21 protein-coding genes are annotated in these 20961 nt (G+C 64.0%); 12 read left to right on the top strand and 9 right to left on the bottom strand.

The genetic code is table 11. The features are described 5' to 3' along the window. Positions 1-173 precede the first annotated feature (173 nt). Positions 174-1070 (top strand): OmpA family protein, encoded by an 897-nt coding sequence (locus ACQY4G_RS00425; protein WP_421992236.1) that lies wholly within the window; start codon positions 174-176, stop codon positions 1068-1070. A gap of 81 nt (positions 1071-1151) precedes the next feature. On the opposite strand, the gene ACQY4G_RS00430 is transcribed toward ACQY4G_RS00425, so the two are convergent. From ACQY4G_RS00430 to ada, 4 genes are all read right to left on the bottom strand, one after another. Further along, a complete protein-coding gene (locus tag ACQY4G_RS00430; RefSeq protein WP_421992238.1) occupies positions 1152-1634 on the bottom strand; it encodes a TspO/MBR family protein in 483 nt (160 codons plus the stop codon). Between the two features lie 188 nt (positions 1635-1822). Next, positions 1823-2974, bottom strand: a complete 1152-nt coding sequence (locus tag ACQY4G_RS00435) for an acyltransferase family protein (RefSeq protein WP_421992240.1) — start codon at positions 2972-2974, stop codon at positions 1823-1825. Further along, the gene (locus ACQY4G_RS00440) at positions 2967-3707 is read right to left on the bottom strand and encodes an SGNH/GDSL hydrolase family protein (RefSeq protein ID WP_421992242.1); all 741 of its coding nucleotides are present in this window, start codon (positions 3705-3707) and stop codon (positions 2967-2969) included. The genes ACQY4G_RS00435 and ACQY4G_RS00440 overlap by 8 nt, the downstream gene beginning before the upstream one ends. A gap of 101 nt (positions 3708-3808) precedes the next feature. Continuing rightward, entirely contained in the window at positions 3809-4867 is a 1059-nt protein-coding gene (gene ada / locus ACQY4G_RS00445) for a bifunctional DNA-binding transcriptional regulator/O6-methylguanine-DNA methyltransferase Ada (protein ID WP_421992244.1), read from the bottom strand. 90 nt (positions 4868-4957) lie between these two features. On the opposite strand from ada, the gene ACQY4G_RS00450 reads away from it, so the two are divergent. Beyond that, complete coding sequence (locus ACQY4G_RS00450) at positions 4958-6514, top strand: S1 family peptidase (RefSeq protein WP_421992246.1); 1557 nt, start codon at positions 4958-4960, stop codon at positions 6512-6514. Further along, positions 6514-7068, top strand: a complete 555-nt coding sequence (locus tag ACQY4G_RS00455) for a hypothetical protein (RefSeq protein WP_067694635.1) — start codon at positions 6514-6516, stop codon at positions 7066-7068. The genes ACQY4G_RS00450 and ACQY4G_RS00455 overlap by 1 nt, the downstream gene beginning before the upstream one ends. Before the next feature lie 70 nt (positions 7069-7138). On the opposite strand, the gene ACQY4G_RS00460 is transcribed toward ACQY4G_RS00455, so the two are convergent. Continuing rightward, complete coding sequence (locus tag ACQY4G_RS00460) at positions 7139-7969, bottom strand: TauD/TfdA dioxygenase family protein (RefSeq protein WP_421992248.1); 831 nt, start codon at positions 7967-7969, stop codon at positions 7139-7141. Between the two features lie 207 nt (positions 7970-8176). Between ACQY4G_RS00460 and ACQY4G_RS00465 the strand changes: the two genes are divergently transcribed. The 8 genes from ACQY4G_RS00465 (at position 8177) to ACQY4G_RS00500 (ending at position 17154) form a co-directional block, all read left to right on the top strand. Beyond that, positions 8177-8731 carry a F0F1 ATP synthase subunit delta gene (locus tag ACQY4G_RS00465; protein ID WP_067694628.1) on the top strand — a complete coding sequence of 185 codons (555 nt, stop codon included), beginning with the start codon at positions 8177-8179 and terminating at the stop codon, positions 8729-8731. A 12-nt stretch (positions 8732-8743) separates the two neighbouring features. Further along, positions 8744-10273 carry a F0F1 ATP synthase subunit alpha gene (atpA, locus tag ACQY4G_RS00470; RefSeq protein ID WP_067694625.1) on the top strand — a complete coding sequence of 510 codons (1530 nt, stop codon included), beginning with the start codon at positions 8744-8746 and terminating at the stop codon, positions 10271-10273. A 31-nt stretch (positions 10274-10304) separates the two neighbouring features. Further along, positions 10305-11177 (top strand): F0F1 ATP synthase subunit gamma, encoded by an 873-nt coding sequence (locus tag ACQY4G_RS00475; RefSeq protein WP_421992250.1) that lies wholly within the window; start codon positions 10305-10307, stop codon positions 11175-11177. 10 nt (positions 11178-11187) lie between these two features. Next, positions 11188-11523: a hypothetical protein gene (locus ACQY4G_RS00480; RefSeq protein ID WP_421992252.1), complete on the top strand. Its 336-nt coding sequence runs from the start codon at positions 11188-11190 to the stop codon at positions 11521-11523. A gap of 32 nt (positions 11524-11555) precedes the next feature. Then, positions 11556-13013, top strand: coding sequence for a F0F1 ATP synthase subunit beta (gene atpD, locus ACQY4G_RS00485; RefSeq protein ID WP_067694617.1), 1458 nt, complete (start codon positions 11556-11558; stop codon positions 13011-13013). A gap of 2 nt (positions 13014-13015) precedes the next feature. Then, positions 13016-13273 (top strand): ATP synthase F1 subunit epsilon, encoded by a 258-nt coding sequence (locus ACQY4G_RS00490; RefSeq protein ID WP_067694614.1) that lies wholly within the window; start codon positions 13016-13018, stop codon positions 13271-13273. A gap of 148 nt (positions 13274-13421) precedes the next feature. Continuing rightward, the gene (locus ACQY4G_RS00495; RefSeq protein WP_421992254.1) at positions 13422-14924 is read left to right on the top strand and encodes an ArnT family glycosyltransferase; all 1503 of its coding nucleotides are present in this window, start codon (positions 13422-13424) and stop codon (positions 14922-14924) included. 97 nt (positions 14925-15021) lie between these two features. Further along, a complete protein-coding gene (locus ACQY4G_RS00500) occupies positions 15022-17154 on the top strand; it encodes a prolyl oligopeptidase family serine peptidase (RefSeq protein ID WP_421992256.1) in 2133 nt (710 codons plus the stop codon). 75 nt (positions 17155-17229) lie between these two features. Here the strand turns inward: ACQY4G_RS00500 and ACQY4G_RS00505 are convergent, their stop codons facing one another. The 4 genes from ACQY4G_RS00505 to glmU all read right to left on the bottom strand — a co-directional run bounded on the left by ACQY4G_RS00505 (position 17230) and on the right by glmU (position 20174). Continuing rightward, positions 17230-17910: an SOUL family heme-binding protein gene (locus ACQY4G_RS00505; RefSeq protein ID WP_421992258.1), complete on the bottom strand. Its 681-nt coding sequence runs from the start codon at positions 17908-17910 to the stop codon at positions 17230-17232. Between the two features lie 65 nt (positions 17911-17975). Continuing rightward, the gene (locus ACQY4G_RS00510; RefSeq protein WP_421992260.1) at positions 17976-18275 is read right to left on the bottom strand and encodes an HNH endonuclease; all 300 of its coding nucleotides are present in this window, start codon (positions 18273-18275) and stop codon (positions 17976-17978) included. Next, positions 18244-18813 carry a hypothetical protein gene (locus ACQY4G_RS00515; protein ID WP_421992262.1) on the bottom strand — a complete coding sequence of 190 codons (570 nt, stop codon included), beginning with the start codon at positions 18811-18813 and terminating at the stop codon, positions 18244-18246. The genes ACQY4G_RS00510 and ACQY4G_RS00515 overlap by 32 nt, the downstream gene beginning before the upstream one ends. Beyond that, a complete protein-coding gene (gene glmU, locus ACQY4G_RS00520; RefSeq protein ID WP_421992264.1) occupies positions 18810-20174 on the bottom strand; it encodes a bifunctional UDP-N-acetylglucosamine diphosphorylase/glucosamine-1-phosphate N-acetyltransferase GlmU in 1365 nt (454 codons plus the stop codon). The genes ACQY4G_RS00515 and glmU overlap by 4 nt, the downstream gene beginning before the upstream one ends. A gap of 63 nt (positions 20175-20237) precedes the next feature. Between glmU and ACQY4G_RS00525 the strand changes: the two genes are divergently transcribed. Beyond that, positions 20238-20906: an HAD-IA family hydrolase gene (locus tag ACQY4G_RS00525; RefSeq protein WP_421992266.1), complete on the top strand. Its 669-nt coding sequence runs from the start codon at positions 20238-20240 to the stop codon at positions 20904-20906. Positions 20907-20961 lie beyond the last annotated feature (55 nt).

The raw sequence follows: 20961 nt of genomic DNA on the forward strand, positions 1-20961 counted from the left end.
AATTGTTCATCGGGCCGACAGGTCTCGGCGAACACCCGGCGCGCACCTGCGGCAATCCCGCCGCGCGATTACAACACGAGGACGAAGGGAACTCTGACTTCCGTCTACGCCCGGTCGGGTCGGCCCGGCTCCGGCTGCCGCGAAGCGGCACACCAGATTTCAGGAGTATGCAGATGAACAAGATTTCCACCAGCGCAGCCGCGCTTGCAGCGATCGGCCTGCTGGCCGCCCCGGCGACTGCGCAGGAGCTCGATGCGCAATCGGGCTACGAAGCGCAGGCAAACGACATCACGGTCACCGGCACCATGCCGGGCGATCTATCGGAACTGCCCGAAGGCCCCGAATTCGAAGGCGTCATTTCGGCGCGCAAGGATAACCGGATCCAGGTCACCGGCATGGACGGCACGCGGACCGTGATCACGATCAGCCCAGCCACCGAAATCCGCAGCAGCGGCGGCTTTCTCGGCCTCGACAAGGATGCGCTCAGCGAAGCCGACCTGCTGAACGGCCTGCCGGTCGATGTCGAAACCGTCCAGTGGGCGGATCGCGGCCTGATCGCCACCAAAGTCGCCGTGAAGTCGCGCGACCTCAAGACCGCGCGCATGATCCACGCCGGCACCGACCAGCGTTTCGCCGCCAACGAGGCTGCGACCGAAGCGCTGCGCGGCCGCGTCGCCAATATCGACGAATACAATATCAAGGGCACGACCAACGTCTATTTCGACACCGCCCGCTACAACCTCTCGCAGGAAGCGCGTTACGAGTTGTGCCGCACTGCCCAGCAGGCGCAGGCGACCGACAATGCGCTGCTGCTGGTGGTCGGCTACACCGACTCCGTTGGCGATTACGAATACAACCAGGAGCTGAGCGAGAAGCGCGCGACGCGCGTGGTCAACTTCCTCCAGCAGGAGTGTGGCTGGAAGCCCTATCGCATGATGGTCCCGACCGGCATGGCCGAGGCCGATCCGGCAGCCGACAATTCGACCGAGCAGGGCAAGGCGCAGAACCGCCGCGTGGCGGTCAACATCCTCGTCAGCAAGAGCGTCGACGGGATGGCCAGCGGGCTTTAGGGCCGAATGCAACGCAAACTCGGCGGGGCGGGCGGCATTGGTCGCTCGCCCCTTTTCTTTGGCCCCTGACGGCAGGGCCGTTCAGCCGGCCGGCTTGGGAAACGGGCCGTTCAGCCGGACGATCTTCCAGTTCAGGATCGATGCGAAACTGACCCACGCGAGATAGGGCACGATCAACCAGCTCGCGAGTACCGACCAGTCCCTCAGAAAAACGCATAGCGCGAGTACCGACAGCCACAGGAACGGCACCTCTAGCAGAGCCCAGTCGGGTCGCTTCGCGGTAAAGAACAGCGGCGACCACAGGAAATGGAACAGGCCGTTGGCGAGGTAGAGGCCGATCAGCAGCGTTCGCTCGTCGCCGCTGGCGGCGCCGTCCCAGCTCAGCACGAAGGCCCAGCCCGCCAGCCCCAGTATCACGGTCCAGGCCGGGCCGAACAGCCAGTCGGGAGGCTGCCAGGAAGGCTTCTCGAGATTTCGATACCATGAGCCGGTTTTCGTGAGCAGCCCGCCGCCCACAGCGAGGATCAGAACCCATGAAATCGCGAAAACGATCGAGAATTGCATGCCTTGATCTAGGCTCAGCCTGCGCGACTGGCAAATCGTCCGCGCTTTTCCCGGAAAGAACCGAAGGTTGGGCTGTCATCCGATTTCCGCGGCAAGGTCGATAGAGCGCGATCGAATGCCCCGCTCGCGGCACTCGAAGCGATCCCGGTCGACAGTTCGGCGGGGCGGGCCTTGATCCGCCCGGTTTCCTACTTCCCGTTGAGCAGCAAGCGCATGGCAGCCGACTTGCGAACGACGGCATAATGAGTTGTCAGAGTCAGGCCGAGCGTGATCGCCACAATCAGGCCGAAGGCCAGTGCCCCATCGATGCCCTGGGAAAGCAATAGCCAACCGATGAGAAACACGAGAATGTGGTGCAGGAGGTAGATCGTATAGGCAGGCTCCGCGAAGGCGCGCGACCGATCTCCCACCAGCCGCATGGCCGCGTTGAACAGGCCGAAGATGCTCAATACGCAAATCCACGCGCCGATCGCCGAAACGGCAACCATCGCGGTCTCGCCGAACCAGCCACTCGCCGACACGGCCGGGACCAACACGATCGCTGCCGAAAAGCCGAGCAGTTTGGGAAGACTGAATTGCCGCCAGCGTTCGGTGAGTTGCGGCATGAAGTGCAGCGCAGCGCCGAATGCGAAGAAGGGTGCATAGTAGAGGATCGTGAACGGCGCGATACCGAACACCCATTGCGGATAGATCAGTTCCGGCCCCAGGCTTCCCGCAGCATGGGGGGCATAGGCAAGCGCGATTGCAACCAAGAACCAGACGCCGATCGCCACGTTCGGCATGCGCTCGATCCTGGCGAAAGCCCCCCGCGCAATCTTGTGGCGGCGCTCTCCGACCGCCGCAACCAAAGCCGCTACGAGCATGGCAAGGAGGAAATAGATGAAGACAACGACAAGAAACCACAGGTGCAGCAACAGCTCGCCGAACAGCGTCGGATCCAACGGAAATCGGAAGGCCGCGCCGGCGTGGATCTCCGGCTCCGATCTGGCTGCCTGCCTCAGCCACAGTTCGATCATGTTGAACGTCAGCAGCACGCTGAGCAGCGGAACGATTATCCTCCGGCTCTTGAGCCTGAGAAACGCGGTCACGCTTTGGCGGCGCAGTGACATGGCGCAGAAAAAGCCGGAAACTGCGAAGAACGCGGGCATCCGGAACAGGTGGATCGCATCGACCAGGAAGCGATAGGGTCCGGGGTTGGAATCGGCACCGTAGTTCGCGAAGACATCGGTGCTGAAGAGAACGGCACTGTGCAGGAACACGCCCAGTGCCATGAGGATTCCGCGCGCGACATCGAGGTCGCCATAATAGAGCCGCGGCGCCGCGGCGGGAGTTTCAGCCATCGTCGCGCGTCCGGGCGCTCTGATCCAGATACATCTCGACAAGATCGGCCAGTTGCCGGTTGCCGGCGCCATTGAGATGAATCCCGTCTCCGGAATCGAGCGAAGCGGGCAGCGGTGCGGAAAAGGCATGAGGCCCCTTCGCCGGATCGACAAACCGACAATTGGCTGCCTCACGGCAGGTCGCCTCGAGATAGTCGTTGAGCGTTTCGATCGCCTCGTTGGAGACGGACGCCGTGCCGAGATTCGCGGGATTGACCGGCAGGACACCCACCAGCAGCACCGGCTTGGACGGCAGGCGCAACGCAAGCAGGGCCGCAATGTCATCCGCTATTTCCCGAGGCGATCGGCCCGCCGCGAGATCGTTGAAGCCGGCCAGCACCACCACGGTTCGTGTTTCGGCGAAGGCCGCATTGCCGCGAGCGTATTGTAGCACATCGCGCGAAGTCCAACCGCCATAGGCGAGGTTTACCGCAGTCGATCCGAAGCGACGGATATCCAGCCTTTCGATCGTGCTCGCACCGAAGAAGGCAAGCGCGGTTTCCTCTCCCTGGCTCAGGCGAGCCGCATTGACCGACTGCATCGTGTCGGAATGCACTATCGAACGATAGCCACGGTGGTCGGAACCGACCATATCGGCCAGCCGGTGCGCGTAATAGGGATGGACGAGCAGGGCCGCCAGGATCGCGGCAAGTCCGACCGCGATCGCGACCAGCGAAACGATTGCGATTCTCAATATCCCGTCCCTACAGTCGAATGATTCAGCCCCAGGTGCGGCCGCCAGCATAGGCCAAGAGCCTTAACGCGCTGTCAATCAATACCGAACTCCGCCCGATACTACCTTCCGCTCTTGGTCGAACCCTGCTCGCGCCTCAACAATTCCGCTTTGATTTCGGTGCCGTAGGCGTAGCCGCCCAGCCCTCCATCGGCGGCAATCACGCGGTGGCACGGGATGAGGACCGCAATGTTGTTCGCCCCATTTGCGCCGCCGACCGCGCGGCTCGCCTTGGGATTGCCCAACGCGGCGGCCAGCTCTCCGTAGCTGCGTGTCTCGCCAGCCGGAATGGCGCGCAGGGCCTCCCACACACGCTGCTGGAAGGCGGTGCCTTTCACATCGAGCGGGATCTCGGCCGTGGTGGCATCGACCGGCTGTTCGACGGCTGCGGTCACCTGTTCGAACAGCGCGCGGAATTCCCCGCCGCCTTCCACCAGCTCGGCATTGGGGAAACGCGCGCGCAAGTCTTTCTCGCCCTCGTTGAAAGACAGGCAACACACGCCCTTTTCCGTGGCGGCAACCAGCATGGTGCCAAGCGTCGTATCGACGAGAGTCCAATGGATGGTGCGGCCTCTGCCCCCATCGCGCCAGTCGCTCGGCGTCATTCCCAATCGTCCCTTCGTGCCGTCGTAAAAACGCGAGGCCGAGCCATAGCCCGCCTCGTAAATCGCGCCGGTCACGCTGTCGCCCTGCGACAGCGCATCGCGCGCCCTCTCCTCGCGCAGCGCGCGGGCATAGGCGGCGGGCGAGAGGCCGATGGCGCGCTTGAAGACGCGCTGGAAATGGCTCGGCGAATAACCGGTGAGCTGTGCCAGCGTGCCGAGCGTCGGTGCGTCCTCCGCCTGCCTGATCTCGTCGATCGCGGCGAGCACAGCCGCCTCGTCGCGCCCCACGTCGTCGGGCCGGCAGCGCTTGCAGGCGCGCAGGCCGGCCGCGCGCGCAGCCGCGCCATCGGCGAAGAAGCGCACATTGCCCCGCGCGGGGTGCCGCGCGGCGCAGGACGGGCGGCAATAGATGCCCGTAGTCATGACGCCGGTGACGAAACGCCCGTCGAAAGCGCGGTCGCGGCGCAGAACGGCGGCCCATGCAGTGTCTTCGGTGATGCTCACGATTGCCTCCATAGCGTATGTGGCCCTCTTTTGCGCCCGTCTCGGCAAGCTTTCATCCCGCGGCTTGCGATCAAAGCCAATGATCGTCACAAGACGGCCCCGATGGGACGCCTTCCTGCACTCCTCGCCGTCATGCTCGCGCTGCTGACGCCCACGCTGGCGCAGGCCGAACCGGCCGATATCGATGCCGCCGCGCGCGGCGTGGTGCGCGTGGTCATCATCGGCGAGGAAAGCGGCGAGCTGATCCCGATCAGCCATGGCACGGGATTCGCGGTCGCGGGCGACCAGGTGGTGACCAATGCGCATGTGCTACGCGACGCGCTGCGCGACGACGAGCTCAGAATCGGCATCATCCCCAGCGGTGGAGGCGAAGCGGTCTATGGCCAGCCGGTCGCCGTGAGTCCGCGTAACGATCTCGCCTTGATCCGCATTACCGGCGAGCTGCGCCTGCCCCCGCTGGCCCTGGTAGGCGGCGTGCCTCCCGACAGCGGCGAAGTGACCAGCGTCGGCTACCCGATGAATGTCGACCGCGCGCAGGGGCTCGCTTTCAGCGACATCTTTCGCAGCCAGCCGCCGGTCAAGAGCCGCGGCTTCGTATCGGGCACGCGCCCCAGCCGCCAATTCGACACCATTCTTCACACCGCCCCCATCGCGCGCGGCAGTTCGGGTGGCCCGCTGCTCGATCCCTGCGGTCGAGTGGTCGGGGTAAACAGTTTCGGCGCGGACAATGACGGCGGCGATGCCGAATTTTTCTTTGCGGTGTCGAACCGCGAGCTGCTGCCGTTCCTGCGCGCCAACGATGTCGAGCCCCGCGTCAACAGTTCGGTATGCCGCTCGATGGCCGACCTCGACGAGGCCGAGCGAGAGCGGCTCCAGCGCGAGCAGATAGCCGCGCGCGCCGATCTGGCCGAACGCTCGGCAGCGCAGCGCGCAAAGCGGGAACGCGCGCTGCTCGAGGCCGAACAGGGCGTCATTCTCGAACGCGAGGATCGTGTTTTTCTCGCCTTCGTCTTGCTGCTGGTCGCCTTCGGCCTTGGCCAGTGGGCGCTTTCGCTGTGGCGGCAGCCGGAAGAGGAGCGCGACGATACGCGGCTGCGGATCGCAGGCGGCGCAACCATCGTCGTCGTGCTGGCCGCGCTCGCCGCCTATCTCACCCGTCCCGGTCTCGATGAAATCGACCGCCGTGTGGCCGCCGCCATGCAGGAAGACGACGAAATGCCCGATGTCGCCGATCCCGGTGAGCCGAGCGAACTCGCGCTGCAATGCACGCTGATCCCCGAACGCAGCCGCATCACCAACGCCAAGGCGGAGGATCTCGCGTTCGACTGGACCCCCGATGGCTGCATCAACGAACGCACGCAATACGGTTTTGCCGGAGGAACCTGGAGCCGCGTGTTCGTGCCCAATTCCGAAGATGCGGTTTCGGTCAACAGCTTCGATCCCGACCGGCGGATCTTCCGGGTCGAGCGCTTCCTGCTCCCGCGCAGCGCGATGATCGAGGCGCGCGAGGCCCGCGGCAAATACGAAGCGCCCCAATGCGGCACCACGGATGCAGCCGCCCGGCTTGGCGAGTTGCAAGGCGAAGTCCTCGGACAATTGCCACGCCAGGCCAACGAGCGGCTGGTCTATGAATGTAGCGCGCGGACGGGCAGCGACTGATGGAGCAGGCCCTCGTCTTCGCTTCGATCGTGCTCGGCGTAGCGGTGGCGTTCGAGCTTGAAAACCTCAACCGCGTATTGCGCTCCGACAAGGTGACTTGGCACTGGGCACAGCCTGCCTTCGCGCTGTTCATTCTGCTCAGCATCATCGCCTATTGGTGGGGCGCGGCCTCGCAACCCGACGGACAAATCACCTTCGCGCAGTTCCTGCCGGTCATGTTCCAGCTGGTCATGCTGGTGCTGCTAGCCGCCGTATCGCTGCCCGACAAGGTGGGCGAGGAAGGTGTCGATCTGGCCGACTACTATCAACGCAACCGCCGGTACCAGTGGCTGCTCGCCAGCCTATATTTCTGGTCGATCCATATCGGCTATCTAGGCCACGTTTTCACGACCTCCGATACTGCCAGCGACGTCTTTCTGCGCGCCGGGCCCGACACGATGTTCGGGCTGCTGTTCATCGCGATGATCTTCGCCAAGCGCTGGTCAGTGGTGGCGGTGGGCTTCGCCTTCCTTGCGCTTTCGCCGATCATCTGGGCCGCGCGCACACTAGGCTGATCGACATCGAACAACGCAGCGACGGGCCGAAAAGAAACGGCATCAAGTAGCGGAGCGATGGTCCGACAGACTACGCCGCCAGCGTTTCGCCGGTCAGCGTGATGCGGTGCATTTCGCGGGCGTGGCCCTGGTAGTCGTTCATCGCCAGGTGCCAGGTCGTGCGATTATCCCAGATCGCCACCGAACCCGGTTCCCACGCCACGCGGCAGGTGTTGTCTGCCGCAGTTGCAGCGGCATAGAGCTGCTGCAGCAGCGGCAGGCTCTCCTCGCGCGTGCGGCCGACGATGTTCACGGTGAAGGCGCTGTTGACATAGAGCAGCTTGCGCCCGGTCTGCGGGTGGCGGATCACGATGGGGTGCGTAGCGCCGGTCTTGAGCGCCTTTCCCCGCAGATCGCCGCCCATGTCGGTTTTCGCGTAGAGCCCGCCTTCGTCGTAGATATGGTCGGCAGTGTGATAGGCTTCCAGCCCCTCGATCTCTTTCTTGAGATCGTCGGGCAGCGCGTCGTAGGCCTCGCCCATATGCGCCCATAAAGTGTCCCCGCCCGTGGGTGGCAATGTGCGCGCGACAAGGATCGAGCCCATCGCGGGTACCTGGTCGTAGGAATGATCGGTATGCCACCCGCCGCCGATATTGGTGACCTGATCGGCGCGCTTCCGTACCACCGCGATCTCGCGATGCTCGTCGGTCAACGGGAAGTAATTGTTGATGTCGATCCCGCCCCAGCGCCTGGCAAAGGCGATATGGGCCTCGGGTGTGAAGTCCCCTTGCCCGCGAAACAGCGCGACGCCGTGGGTGTAGATCGCCTGCTTGATCGCGTCGAGCGTGTCGCCCTCCGCTTCGGCCAGGCTTATCCCGGTAATCTCGACCCCGCATTTGGGGGCCAGCGGCACCATCTCCATCGCCTCTCTCCCGCGCGATTGGTTGCTTTATGCCACGCATTCTACGCGAGAGTGGAGCGGAGTCCAGATTCCCTGTCCGGACTCGGCTTGCCATTGCGGGGGGGCTTTGCTAGGCGCGCGCCGACCTTGCCGGGGCGACTCTTGTCCGCCCGCACGCGGCATGGATCGCACAGATTTTTCTTCCGGACCCGAGAGGACCTCAAGCGCGTGGATATTTCCGCCGGTATTCAGGCTAGCCTGGCAGGGCGTTACGCTTCCGCCCTGTTCGATCTCGCGAGCGAAAACGGAACCGTTACCGCGGTCGAATCGGACCTCGAGAAGGTCGAGGCTGCGCTCGACGAATCGGACGAATTCGCCGCCGTTACCACCAATCCCAAGATATCGCGTGGCGACGCGCAGAAGGCATTGTCGCGCGTGTCCGCCATTCTCGGCGTATCGGAGCTGACGCAGAACTTCCTCGGCGTGCTGGCGCAGAACCGCCGCCTGTCGCAATTGCCGGCCGTGATTCGCGCCTTCCGCGCGATCGCCGCCGCCCAGCGCGGCGAAGTCACCGCCGAAGTGACCAGCGCGCATGCGCTGACCGACGCCCAGCTCACCGATCTCAAGGCCAAGCTGACGGCCCGCGAAGGCCGCACGGTCAAGCTTTCCACGAAGGTCGACCCCGATCTGCTCGGCGGCCTCGTCGTCACCATCGGTTCGAAGCGCATCGACGCATCGATCCGCACCCGTCTCAATTCGCTATCCCAGGCCATGAAGGCTTAAAGGACACACATCATGGATATCCGCGCCGCAGAAATCTCCAAGGTCATCAAGGACCAGATCGCCAATTTCGGTACCGAAGCCGAAGTGAGCGAAGTGGGCACCGTGCTGTCGGTGGGTGACGGTATTGCCCGCATCCACGGCCTCGACAACGTCCAGGCGGGCGAAATGATCGAATTCGCCAACGGCGTTCAGGGCATGGCGCTGAACCTGGAAGCCGACAATGTCGGTGCCGTTATCTTCGGTTCGGACCAGGAAATCGGCGAAGGCGACAGCGTCAAGCGCACCAATACCATCGTCGACGTCCCCGTGGGCAAGGGCCTGCTCGGCCGCGTCGTCGACGCTCTCGGCAATCCGATCGACGGCAAGGGCCCGATCGAATCGACCGAGCGTCGCCGCGTCGAAGTGAAGGCGCCGGGCATCATCCCGCGTGAATCGGTTTCCGAGCCGGTGCAGTCGGGCCTCAAGGCCATCGACGCGCTCGTCCCCGTCGGTCGCGGCCAGCGCGAACTGATCATCGGCGACCGCCAGACCGGCAAGTCGGCCGTCGCCATCGACACCTTCATCAACCAGAAGGAAGTCAATGCGTCGGACGATGAGAGCAAGAAGCTCTACTGCATCTATGTCGCCGTCGGTCAGAAGCGCTCGACCGTTGCGCAGATCGTCAAGCAGCTCGAAGAAAACGGCGCGATGGAATATTCGATCGTGGTCGCCGCGACCGCGTCGGAGCCCGCCCCGCTGCAGTACCTCGCGCCCTATACCGGCTGCGCGATGGGCGAATTCTTCCGCGACAACGGCATGCACGCCGTGATCGTCTACGACGACCTTTCGAAGCAGGCCGTCGCCTATCGCCAGATGTCGCTGCTGCTGCGCCGCCCGCCGGGCCGCGAAGCCTATCCGGGCGACGTCTTCTACCTCCACAGCCGCCTGCTTGAGCGCGCGGCGAAGATGAATGGCGACAATGGCGGCGGTTCGCTGACCGCGCTGCCGATCATCGAAACGCAGGCGGGCGACGTGTCGGCCTATATCCCGACCAACGTGATCTCGATCACCGACGGCCAGATCTTCCTCGAAACCGACCTGTTCTACCAGGGCATCCGTCCGGCGATTAACGTCGGTCTCTCGGTCAGCCGTGTGGGCGGTGCCGCCCAGACCAAGGCGATGAAGAAGGTCTCGGGCTCGATGAAACTCGACCTCGCGCAGTACCGCGAGATGGCTGCGTTCGCGCAGTTCGGCTCGGACCTCGACGCCGCGACGCAGAAGCTGCTGAACCGCGGTGCGCGCCTGACCGAGCTCTTGAAGCAGCCGCAGTTCTCGCCGATGCCGTTCGAAGAGCAGACCGTGTCGATCTTCGCCGGCACCAATGGCTATATCGACGAAGTGCCGGTCGACCGCGTCACCGACTACGAAGCCCAGATGCTGAGCTTCATGCGTGCCGAACACGCCGACGTGCTGGAAACCATCCGCACCACCGGCAAGTTCGAAGACGACACCAAGGCCAAGGTCGTCGACGCGCTCAAGACCTTCGCCAAGCAGTTCGCCTGAGCCCCAAGAGACACGAAGATAGGGAGCCGAAATGGCTAGCCTCAAGGAACTCAAGGGCCGGATCAACTCGGTCAAGTCGACCCAGAAGATCACCAAGGCCAAGCAGATGGTCGCAGCGGCCAAGCTGCGCCGTGCGCAGGCCGCGGCCGAAGCCGCGCGCCCCTATGCCGAGCGGCTGTCGGGCGTGATGGCTTCGCTTGCCGGCAAGGTCAGCGGCGACAGCGCGCCCAAGCTGCTCGCGGGCACCGGATCGGACAAGCGCCACCTGCTGGTTGTGGTCAACACCGACAAGGGCCTGTGCGGTGGTCTCAACGCCAACATCGTCAAGGCCGCCAAGGCCAAGGCCAAGGCGCTGATCGCCGAGGGCAAGGACGTGACGTTCTATCTCGTTGGCAAGAAAGGCCGCGCGCCGATCAAGCGCGACTATGCCGACCGGATCGAAAAGCACTTCGACACCTCCGACGTGCGCAACCCCGGTTTCGAGGAAGCCGAGGCGATTGCCGACGATTTGATCGAGCGGTTCGAGAAGGGCGAGTTCGATGTCGCGCATCTCGTCTATCCGATTTTCAAATCGGCGCTGGCGCAGGACCCGACCGTCGACCAGCTGATCCCCGTCCCCGCGCCGTCAAGCGAAAGTAGCGGCGGCGATGCCGTGGTCGAATACGAGCCGGGCGAAGAAGAAATCCTCGAGGAACTCCTGCCGCGCTACGTCAAGACGCAGCTGTTCGCTTCCCTTCTCGAACGCGAGGCTTCCGAACAGGGTGCCTCGATGACCGCGATGGACAACGCCACGCGCAATGCAGGCGATCTCATCAACAAGCTGACAATCCAGTACAACCGCAGCCGCCAGGCCGCGATTACCACCGAGCTGATCGAAATCATCGCCGGTGCCGAAGCCCTCTAAGGAATATGACGTGAAGAACCTCGCCCTCCTCCTCCCCCTCGCCCTGCTCGCCGCCTGCGGTGAAGAACCCGCTGCGCAGGTCGCGCCCGAACAGGCCGCGACGCCCGAGCCCATCGAAACGCTGCCCGCGCCCGATCAGGCGCTGGTGACCGAGATGTATGCGGAAGCCTGCCCCGAGGAAGATGCGGTCAACACTGCCGTTTGCAAGCGTGCCGGCCTCGGTTCGCCCGACGTCATCTGCGAATTCGGCCTCGGCGACGATGAATATCTGCGCAACGAAGCGACCCTCACTGCAGGCGAAGGCGAATGGACCTTTGCCGATCCGGAAAACGTTTGCGTCGGCTAAGGCGCGATAAACCCCAAGTCAGGACATAGATCATGGCCACCGCACCCGTACTCAATCAATCGCCCAACGGCACCATCAGCCAGGTCATCGGCGCCGTCGTCGACGTGCAGTTCGAAGGTGAACTGCCCGCCATCCTGACCGCGCTCGAGACCAAGAACGGCGACAACACGCTGGTTCTCGAGGTCGCGCAGCACCTCGGCGAAAACACCGTGCGTACCATCGCGATGGACGGCACCGACGGCCTCGTCCGCGGCCAGGAAGTCGTCAACACCGGTGCGCAGATCTCGGTCCCCGTCGGTCCGAAAACGCTCGGCCGCATCATGAACGTCGTCGGCGAGCCGATCGACGAACGCGGCCCGATCGGGGCGGAAGGCACCTCCCCGATCCACGCCGAAGCCCCGCTGTTCGTCGACCAGTCGACCGAAGCGGCCATCCTCGTCACCGGCATCAAGGTCATCGACCTGCTCGCGCCATATGCCAAGGGCGGCAAGATCGGCCTGTTCGGCGGCGCCGGCGTGGGCAAGACCGTGCTGATCCAGGAGCTCATCAACAACATCGCCAAGGGCCACGGCGGCGTGTCCGTCTTCGCCGGTGTGGGTGAGCGTACCCGCGAAGGTAACGATCTCTACCACGAATTCCTCGACGCGGGCGTCATCGCGAAGGACGAGGACGGCAATGCCATTTCCGAGGGCTCGAAGGTGGCTCTCGTCTTCGGCCAGATGAACGAGCCTCCGGGCGCGCGTGCCCGCGTTGCCCTGTCGGGCCTGACCATGGCGGAGTACTTCCGCGACCAGGAAGGCCAGGACGTCCTGTTCTTCGTCGACAACATCTTCCGCTTCACGCAAGCCGGTTCGGAAGTGTCGGCACTCCTTGGCCGTATTCCTTCGGCAGTGGGCTACCAGCCGACCCTGTCGACCGACATGGGTAACCTGCAGGAACGCATCACCTCGACCACCAAGGGTTCGATCACCTCGGTCCAGGCGATCTACGTTCCCGCCGACGACCTTACCGACCCGGCGCCTGCAACCTCGTTCGCCCACCTTGACGCGACGACCACGCTGAGCCGCGCGATCTCGGAGCTGGGTATCTACCCGGCCGTCGATCCGCTGGACTCGACCAGCCGCGTTCTCGAACCGCGCGTGGTTGGCCAGGAGCACTACGAGACCGCTCGTAAGGTCCAGGAAACGCTGCAGAAGTACAAGAGCCTGCAGGACATCATCGCCATTCTCGGCATGGACGAACTGTCGGAAGAAGATAAGCTGACCGTGGCCCGCGCCCGCAAGATCCAGCGCTTCCTCTCGCAGCCCTTCCACGTGGCAGAGGTGTTCACCAACATCCCGGGCGTGTTCGTCCAGCTCGAAGACACGATCAAATCGTTCAAGGCCGTCGTCGACGGCGAATACGACCACCTGCCGGAAGCCGCCTTCTACATGGTCGGCGGCATCGACCAGGCGGTCGAGAAGGCCAAGAAGCTGGCGGAAGAAGACTGAGCATGGCCCTGCACTTCGAACTCGTCACGCCGGCCAAGCTGGTCCGCTCCGAAGACGTCCACATGGTCGTCGTTCCCGGGGCGGAAGGCGAATTCGGCGTGCTCGAGGGCCACGCGCCCTTCATGTCGACGATCCGCGACGGCGAAGTCCAGGTCTACAAGACCGAAGGCGCTGCCCCCGAAACCATCGAGGTCCGGGGCGGCTTCGCCGAAGTCGGCGACAAGGGCCTCACGGTCCTTGCGGAGCACGTCGAGGGCTAACGGCCTTCACGGAACAATCCGGAAACGCGAAGGGCGGCGCCACGGGTCGCCCTTTTTTGTTTCTACTAGGCGCGAGCCGGTCCTGCTTAAGCCAAAATTTACCATGATCGGTCACAGATCACCCCATGATGTGGGGTGTTTGCGCGCCATGAAGATGGAACCTATCTTGATCGCCGAAAGTAGCGGCCGTTTCCGCTCGCGTGGCGACGCGCTGAGCGTGGTGGTGCTGCTGACAGCCTGCGCGCTCGTCGTGCGCCTGCCCTATCTCGGCGACGCCAATGCCGACATCGACGAACAGCTCTATTCGCTGATCGGCAATGCCATGCTCGACGGCAAGCTTCCCTTTGTCGACCTGTGGGATCGCAAGCCGTTCGGCCTGTTCCTGCTCTATGCGTTTGCGCATGCGATCGGCGGGCCCTCTCCGCTCGCCTACCAGCTCTTTGCGACGGGCTTTGCAGTGCTCGGCGCCATGCTGACGCGTCAGTTGGCACTGACGCTGGTTGACCGGGCGACCGCGATGGGCGCGGCCGTGCTCTATGTAATTCTGATGGCGATCTACGGCCCGCATTCGGGCCAGACCGAAATCTTCCATGTCCCGGCCATGCTCGCCATGGCCCTGCTGGTCCGCGACTCGGAACATCCCCAAGCAATCGGCCGCGCGCTTGCCGCAATGCTGATCGGCGGCCTGGCGCTGCAGGTCAAATACACTGTCCTTCCCCAATGTGCGTTCTTCGGGCTCTGGGCGTTGTGGGGCCAGTTCCGGCAACATGGTTCGGTAGTCCGGATTGCCAAGCTCGGAGCCGTATTTGCCGCGCTCGGCATCCTCCCCACCGCCCTGGTGGGACTGTTCTACCTGGCAATCGGCGAATGGGATGCCTTCTGGTTCGCGAACTTCGAAAGCTTCTTCGACCGGCTACCGTCCCCGACGGGTCGCCTTGTCGCGGCAGATGCGCTGTTCCTTCTCCCCCTCGCCGCACTCGTGGCTTTGGGAGCCTACGCCGCCCTGCGCCTGCGCGTACCCGTGGATAAGCGCAGCTACGCCTTCTACGCCGCGTGGCTGCTGGCCTGCCTCGCCACGGTGTTCCTGCCATCGACGGTCTATGCCTACTATTATGCTGCTCTGGTTTCGCCCGCGATCCTGCTCGGCATGCCCTTTCTCGACCGACGCGAGCCGCTGCGGCTTGGCCCCCTTGCCGTCGTAACCGCACTGTTTTTCTCGCTGCTCTATTACGGCACGCGGATCGATGCGACGCAGCGCTCGCGCACGGGCATGGCGCAGCTTTCCGAAACCATCGCCCCGCTGGTTGACGACAAGTCTCGCTGCCTGTGGGTGTTCGACGGGCCGACGGCACTCTATCGCGAGACCGGCAGCTGCCTGCCCACGCGCTTCATCTATCCCGATCATCTCAACAACGCACTTGAACGCGATGCCCTGGGGATCCGGCAGATCGACGAGGTTCGCCGGATACTGGCCCAGCGCCCTCCGGCCATCGTGACCGCGGACATTCCCTTCACTGCCCAGAACGAGGACGTGAGGGCGCTCGTCACGGAGACGGTGAGCACCGAATACGAACTCGCTCTGCGAGCAGGAATCCAGGCCCGTACGATATCGGTCTGGGTTCATCGCGACGCCACTCGCGCCGACGACTGAAAATTGCTCGTATTACTATGTCGATCAGAGGCACCTGAATACTTGTCCGGCGGCTAGGCCTTCGTCAATATGGTTGCGAAGACGAAGGAGATCACGCTTGAAACTCACATCCGCGCTGGCCATGGCCGCCGCCATGACGCTTGCCACCAACACCCCCGCCGCCGCGCAGGACGGCATTTCCGGCCCCGAGGACGACAGCTATATCTGGCTCGAGGAAGCGCGCAGCGATCGCGCGCTCGATTGGGTGCGCGCCGAGAACGAGCGGACGATGGACCTGCTCGCGGGCGATCCGCGCTTCGAAGCGGTCAAGGCCGAAGCGCTGGCGATCTACGACAGCGAGGACCGGATTCCCTATGTCTCGATCCGCCCGGACGGCCTCTACAATTTCTGGCAGGACAAGCAGAATCCGCGCGGCCTCGTGCGCCGGACCACGCTCGAAAGTTATCGCAGCGACGATCCGGAATGGGAAACCGTGCTCGACGTGGATGCGCTGGCCGAGGCCGAAGGGCGCGAATGGGTCTACAAAGGCTACGAATGCCTGCCACCCGCAGAGCGCCTGTGCATGATTTCGCTGTCCGACGGGGGCGAGGATGCCACCGTGCTGCGCGAATTCGACATGGCGACCAAGAGCTTCGTCGACAACGGCTTCGTGCTCGACGAAAAAAGCCAGGGCGGGATCCAGTGGGTCGATCAGGACACGCTCCTCGTCAGCCGCGATTTCGGCGAAGGCACGCTCACCGAGAGCCAGTATCCGCGCACTACGCGTATCTGGAAGCGCGGGACGCCGAACGAAGACGCGCAGGAAATCTGGCGCGGCGAAGAAGCCGACGTATGGTCGGCGGCCACGCTGCTGCGCGACCACACGGGCACCGCACACGGCTATTACGCCTTCCGCGCCACCAGCTTCCACGAGACCGAATATTATTGGCAGAAGGACGGCGAGTGGCTCCGTCTCGACATGCCGCTGAAGGCCTCGCCCTACGGGCTGATCGACGGGCAGCTACTGTTCTCGACCGATGTCGACTGGGAAACGCAGGGACAGACATTCCCCGCCGATGCGCTCGTCTCGGTCGATCTCGAAGAGTTCAAGGCCGATCCTAATGGCGCGGCCAAGACGCTGGTCTGGGCGCCGCAGGACAAGCAGACCAAGCGCGGCGCCTCGAACACCGCCGAAAGCCTTTATGTCAGCCTGCTCGACAATGTCCGCGGGCGCGTGCTCAAATTCGACCATGTCGACGGGGAATGGGTTTCGAGCGAGATCGACCTGCCCGACAATTCGACGCTCGGCGTTGCCGCGGCCTCGGACGGGTCGGACGAGATCATGTACTCGGTCACCGACTTCCTGACGCCCTCGACGCTCTATTACGCCAATGGCGATGGCGCGCCCGAGGTGATCAAGACCTCGCCGGACTATTTCGATGCCGAGGGTATGGAGGTCGAACAGTTCGAGGCGACCAGCGCCGACGGGACCAAGATCCCCTACTTCCTCGTCAAGCCCAAGGGCATGGTGATGGACGGGACAAACCCCACGCTGCTGACCGGTTACGGCGGCTTCCAGGTCCCGCGCCTGCCTAGCTATCTCAGTTCGATCGGCAAGATCTGGCTCGAACGCGGCGGGGCCTACATCCTCGGCAACATGCGCGGTGGAGGCGAGTTCGGCCCCGGCTGGCACCAGAGCGCGATCCGCGAGAACAAGCAGCGCACCTGGGATGATTTTCTGGCCATTGCCGAAGATGCGATCGCGCGCGGTATCACCTCGTCCGAGCATCTCGGCATCCAGGGTGGCAGCCAGGGCGGCCTGCTTGTCGGCACCGCCTTCACCCAGCGGCCAGAACTGTTCAATGCCGCGATCGTCCAGATCCCGCTGTTCGACATGCTGCGCTATCACGTGATCGGCCGCGGCGCTTCGTGGACCGGCGAATATGGCGACCCGCGCATTGCCGAACAACGCGCCTGGATCGAACCCTATTCACCCTACCAGAAGCTGCTCGAGGGCAAGGATTACCCCTCGCCCTTTTTCTGGGCCTCGACCGCCGATGATCGCACGCACCCCGCCCATGCCCGCAAGGGCGCGGCGCGGGTCAAGGAACTCGGGCAGGAGTATTTCTACTTCGAGGACATGACCGGCGGCCATTCGGGCGGCGTCGACAACGAACAGCGCGCCAAGATCCAGGCGCTGCAGATGATCTACCTGCTTCAACGCCTGGCCGACGACAGCGCGGGCGAATAACCCTCAGCGTGGCTCCAAATGTGAAAGGGCGGCTCGCGGGCCGCCCTTTTTCTTTGGACGATGTCCGTCTGCCGGTCAGCGGGTCACAACCGGATACATCACCTCGTTGCGGCGCAGCGGCGAGGGAACCGAAGGCGCATCGTAATAGGCGAACTCCGCCGGGCCGGTAATTTCGAGCCCCTGCTGCCCGATCCAATCCCGCAGCCGCGCCTCGTTTTCGGCCAGGTCCTCGTTCGTGCCATTGCCCGAGAACCGCACCGCGGCGATACGCCGCTCAGGCAGTTCGGTGAGCGTAATGTCCTCGGGCGGGATCGGCAGCGTCTCCATGGTGTATTGCGCGGGCATGACGAAGCGGGTCCGCCAGCTACGCGATGCGTCGCCGCCATCCTGCAGCACCGGCGCGGTCATGGCTATTTCCGCGCCCTGGTCTTGCAAAACCGGTGCGGTCATCGCGATTTTCTCGTCCTGGTCCTGCATGACCGGGCTGGTCATAGCGATGCTCTCTCCCGGACGATCCTCGGCGAAGATATAGGCGGCAAGGCGGCGGAACCCGGCGGTGAGCGCGGGGCGCCGCTCTCCCGTATGCGTGACTTCGGCCACGATCATCGGGGCGTAGCGGCGCAGTTCGAAATCGCCATCCTTGCTTAGCAGCGCGTATTCCGGTTCGTCGACCGCGGCGCGGTAATAGGCATATGCGCCACCCGCGCCGATGGCGAGGATCGCCGCACCGATCGCGATGCCTTTCCAGATTTTCATGAGAACGCTGCTCCTTCGTATGGACAGCAAACGCGGATTGGGTGGCGCCCGTTCCGAGGTCGGGGTCATCTCCCCTTGCGCGTCGGCGCGTGGAAGTCCGGAGGCTTGTGCTTCACCCAGCGGATGAATTTCGCAACCGCCTCGTCCTCCAGCAACGCCGCGCGATCCTCTCCCATGCGCGCCAGCTCGGCATTGGTGAAATTGGCATGGATCGTCCGGTGGCAGATCGGATGGACGGCTACGGTCTCGCGCCCCTTCTTGGCCTTGGGCACGGGATGATGCTGCTGCACTTTGCGGCCCAGCGGGCGCTCGCACAGCCAGCACAGCGCGCTCTCATTCATCGCGGTCGGCGCGCTCGGTCTCATAGGTGAACAGCTCTTCCACTCGCGTGAAATGCCGCTCGGCCAGGTCGTACTGGACTGGCACGGTATCGGGATCGCGACAGAGCCGAAGTCCTACGACTTCCGCGCCATCCAGCACGATCACCCCGTCGCTGATCGCAGGATCGTTGGGTTCGCCCGGCGCGAAGTTGGTGCGCACCATGCGGCTGAACACGATGTAGCGTGTTCCTGCATTCGCGAAGGCTATCTGCGCCTCGCCGCCACCCGAGTAAGCGACCTGCGCCCATTCTCCGCCCTCGATCTCCAGTTCGAGCCGGTCACCGCCGAACCGATAAAAGGTCCGCTCGATTTCATCGGCGCAGACGGAGATGCGTCGACCGTTTGCAGTCTTGCAAGTGAAGATCGTTTCCTCGGCGGCCGCGCAGGCAACGGCTCGCGATTGGACGGTAGGTGCCGCAGTATCGACCGTTTCTTCCTGCGAGGAGAGGGCAGGAACCATACCGCTCCCGCCCTCGCCCGCGCATCCGCCGAGCAGCAAGGCGAGAGCGAGCAGCGGCTTCACTTCTTCTCCGTCGCCTTCTTCTTTTTCATCGTATCGTGGAAGCGGTCGGCCCAGCCCGGTTTGACCACCTGGTCGCCGCGAACCATGCGCAGATCGCCATCGCCGACATCGCGGCTGACCGCGCTGCCGGCCGCGACGATCGCATCCGCACCGATCCGCACCGGGGCGATCAGCGCGCTGTTCGAGCCGATGAAGGCGCGCTCGCCGATCACGGTCTTGTACTTGAAATACCCATCGTAATTGCAGGTGATCGTGCCCGCGCCGATATTGGCACCTGCGCCCACCTCGGCATCGCCGAGGTAGGTCAGGTGACTCGCTTTGGCGCCTTCTCCCAGCGTGGCCTTTTTCATCTCCACGAAATTGCCGACCTTGGCGTCCTTTTCCATGACTGCACCGGGACGCAGGCGGGCATAGGGACCGACGGAGCAATCTTCACCGACCGTCGCCCCCTCGAGATGGCTGAACGCGCGGATCACCGCGCCGCGCGCAATCGTCACGCCGGGGCCGAAGACCACATGGGGCTCGACGGTGACGTCGTTCGCGACTTCGGTGTCCCAGCTGAAGAACACGGTCTCCGGTGCCTTGAGCGTGACGCCGCCGGCCATCGCCTCGGCACGTTTAAGTTCCTGCCACTGCGCTTCGGCGGCTGCGAGCTCGGCGCGACTGTTGATGCCGGTCACCTCTTCGGGCGTGTCAGTGGCGATCACCGCGCAGGTATCGCCATCTGCATTGGCGATGTTGACGATGTCGACGAGGTAATATTCGCCTTGCGCGTTATCGTTACCGACGCGCCGCAAGAGGTCGAACATGTCGGCCCCGCGCGCGGCCATCACGCCCGAATTGCACAGGCGGCAGGCGCGCTCTTCCTCGCTGGCGTCCTTGTATTCGACCATTTTTGCGATCCGCCCGTCGGCATCGGCGATGACGCGGCCATAATGCCCCGGATCCTCGGGCTCGAAGCCGAGCACGACGACCTTAGGCTTGTCGTTCGCATGCAGCCGGTCGAGCATGGCCTGCATCGTCTCGCCCTTCACGAAGGGAACGTCGCCATAGAGCACCAGTACGTCGCCGCTGTGGCCTACGAGCCCCTCTTCCGCCATCTGCACCGCATGGCCGGTGCCCAGTTGCGGTTCCTGCAGGCAGGTCTCTGCGCGTTCACCGAGCGCCTCTTCGAGCTGCGAGCGACCGGCGCCGACCACGACGACCTTTTTCGCCGGTTTCAGACTATCGACCGTAGCCAGCAGATGATCCAGCATCGGCCGACCGGCGATCGGATGCAGGACCTTGTGCAGGTCGCTCTTCATGCGGGTGCCCTTGCCCGCGGCAAGGATGACGGCGGCGAATTCGCGGTTCGTGTTCATGGCAAAGCGCCTTGCCACCAATCGCTTGCAGTTTGAAGAACCATCCGCCACCGCTTCGGGTATATGACCGATCTGCCCTTCGCCATAATCGGCTTCGATCTCGATGGCACCCTGCTCGAAACGCACCGCGATCTTGGCGCTGCCGTAAATCACGCCTTGGACCTGGGGGGATTCGACCCGGTCCCTGCGGATCACGCCAGCGATCTGATCGGCGGCGGGGCGAAGATCATGCTCAAACAGGCGGTCGACGAACAAGGTGGATTGCCGGACGAGGAATTCCGCAAGCTCTACAAGCGGATGCTCGCCTATTATGCCGAGCACAACGCGGTCCACACACAGCCCTATCCGCATGCGCGCGAGGTGCTGGCCGAGCTTGGCGAGCGCGAGATCGCCATGGCGGTGGTGACCAACAAATTCGAGAGTTTCGCCCGTCAGATTCTCGATACGCTGGACCTTGCGCAGCACTTCGTCGCGATCATCGGCGGCGATACGATGGGCAAGGGGCGCGCCAAACCCGCGCCCGACCCGATCTTCGAAGCGATCAGGCGCGGCGGCGGCGGAAACCTCGCTTTCGTCGGCGACAGTTCCTATGACGTCAGGGCGGCACGCGCCGCGGAGGTCCCGGTAATCGGCGCAAGATATGGATATTGCGACAAGCCGCGCGGGAAACTGGGTGCGGATGCCGAGATCGATTCGCTGGCAGAGCTGATCCCCGCACTGGCGAGGCTCTGACCCCCGCGAAGGCTAGGGTCTCGTGCAGCGGCGAATCGCTGACGGGCTGAGGTCT

Origin of the sequence: Qipengyuania sp. (genome assembly GCF_965277845.1) — a bacterium.
In the GTDB taxonomy this organism is placed as follows: domain Bacteria; phylum Pseudomonadota; class Alphaproteobacteria; order Sphingomonadales; family Sphingomonadaceae; genus Qipengyuania.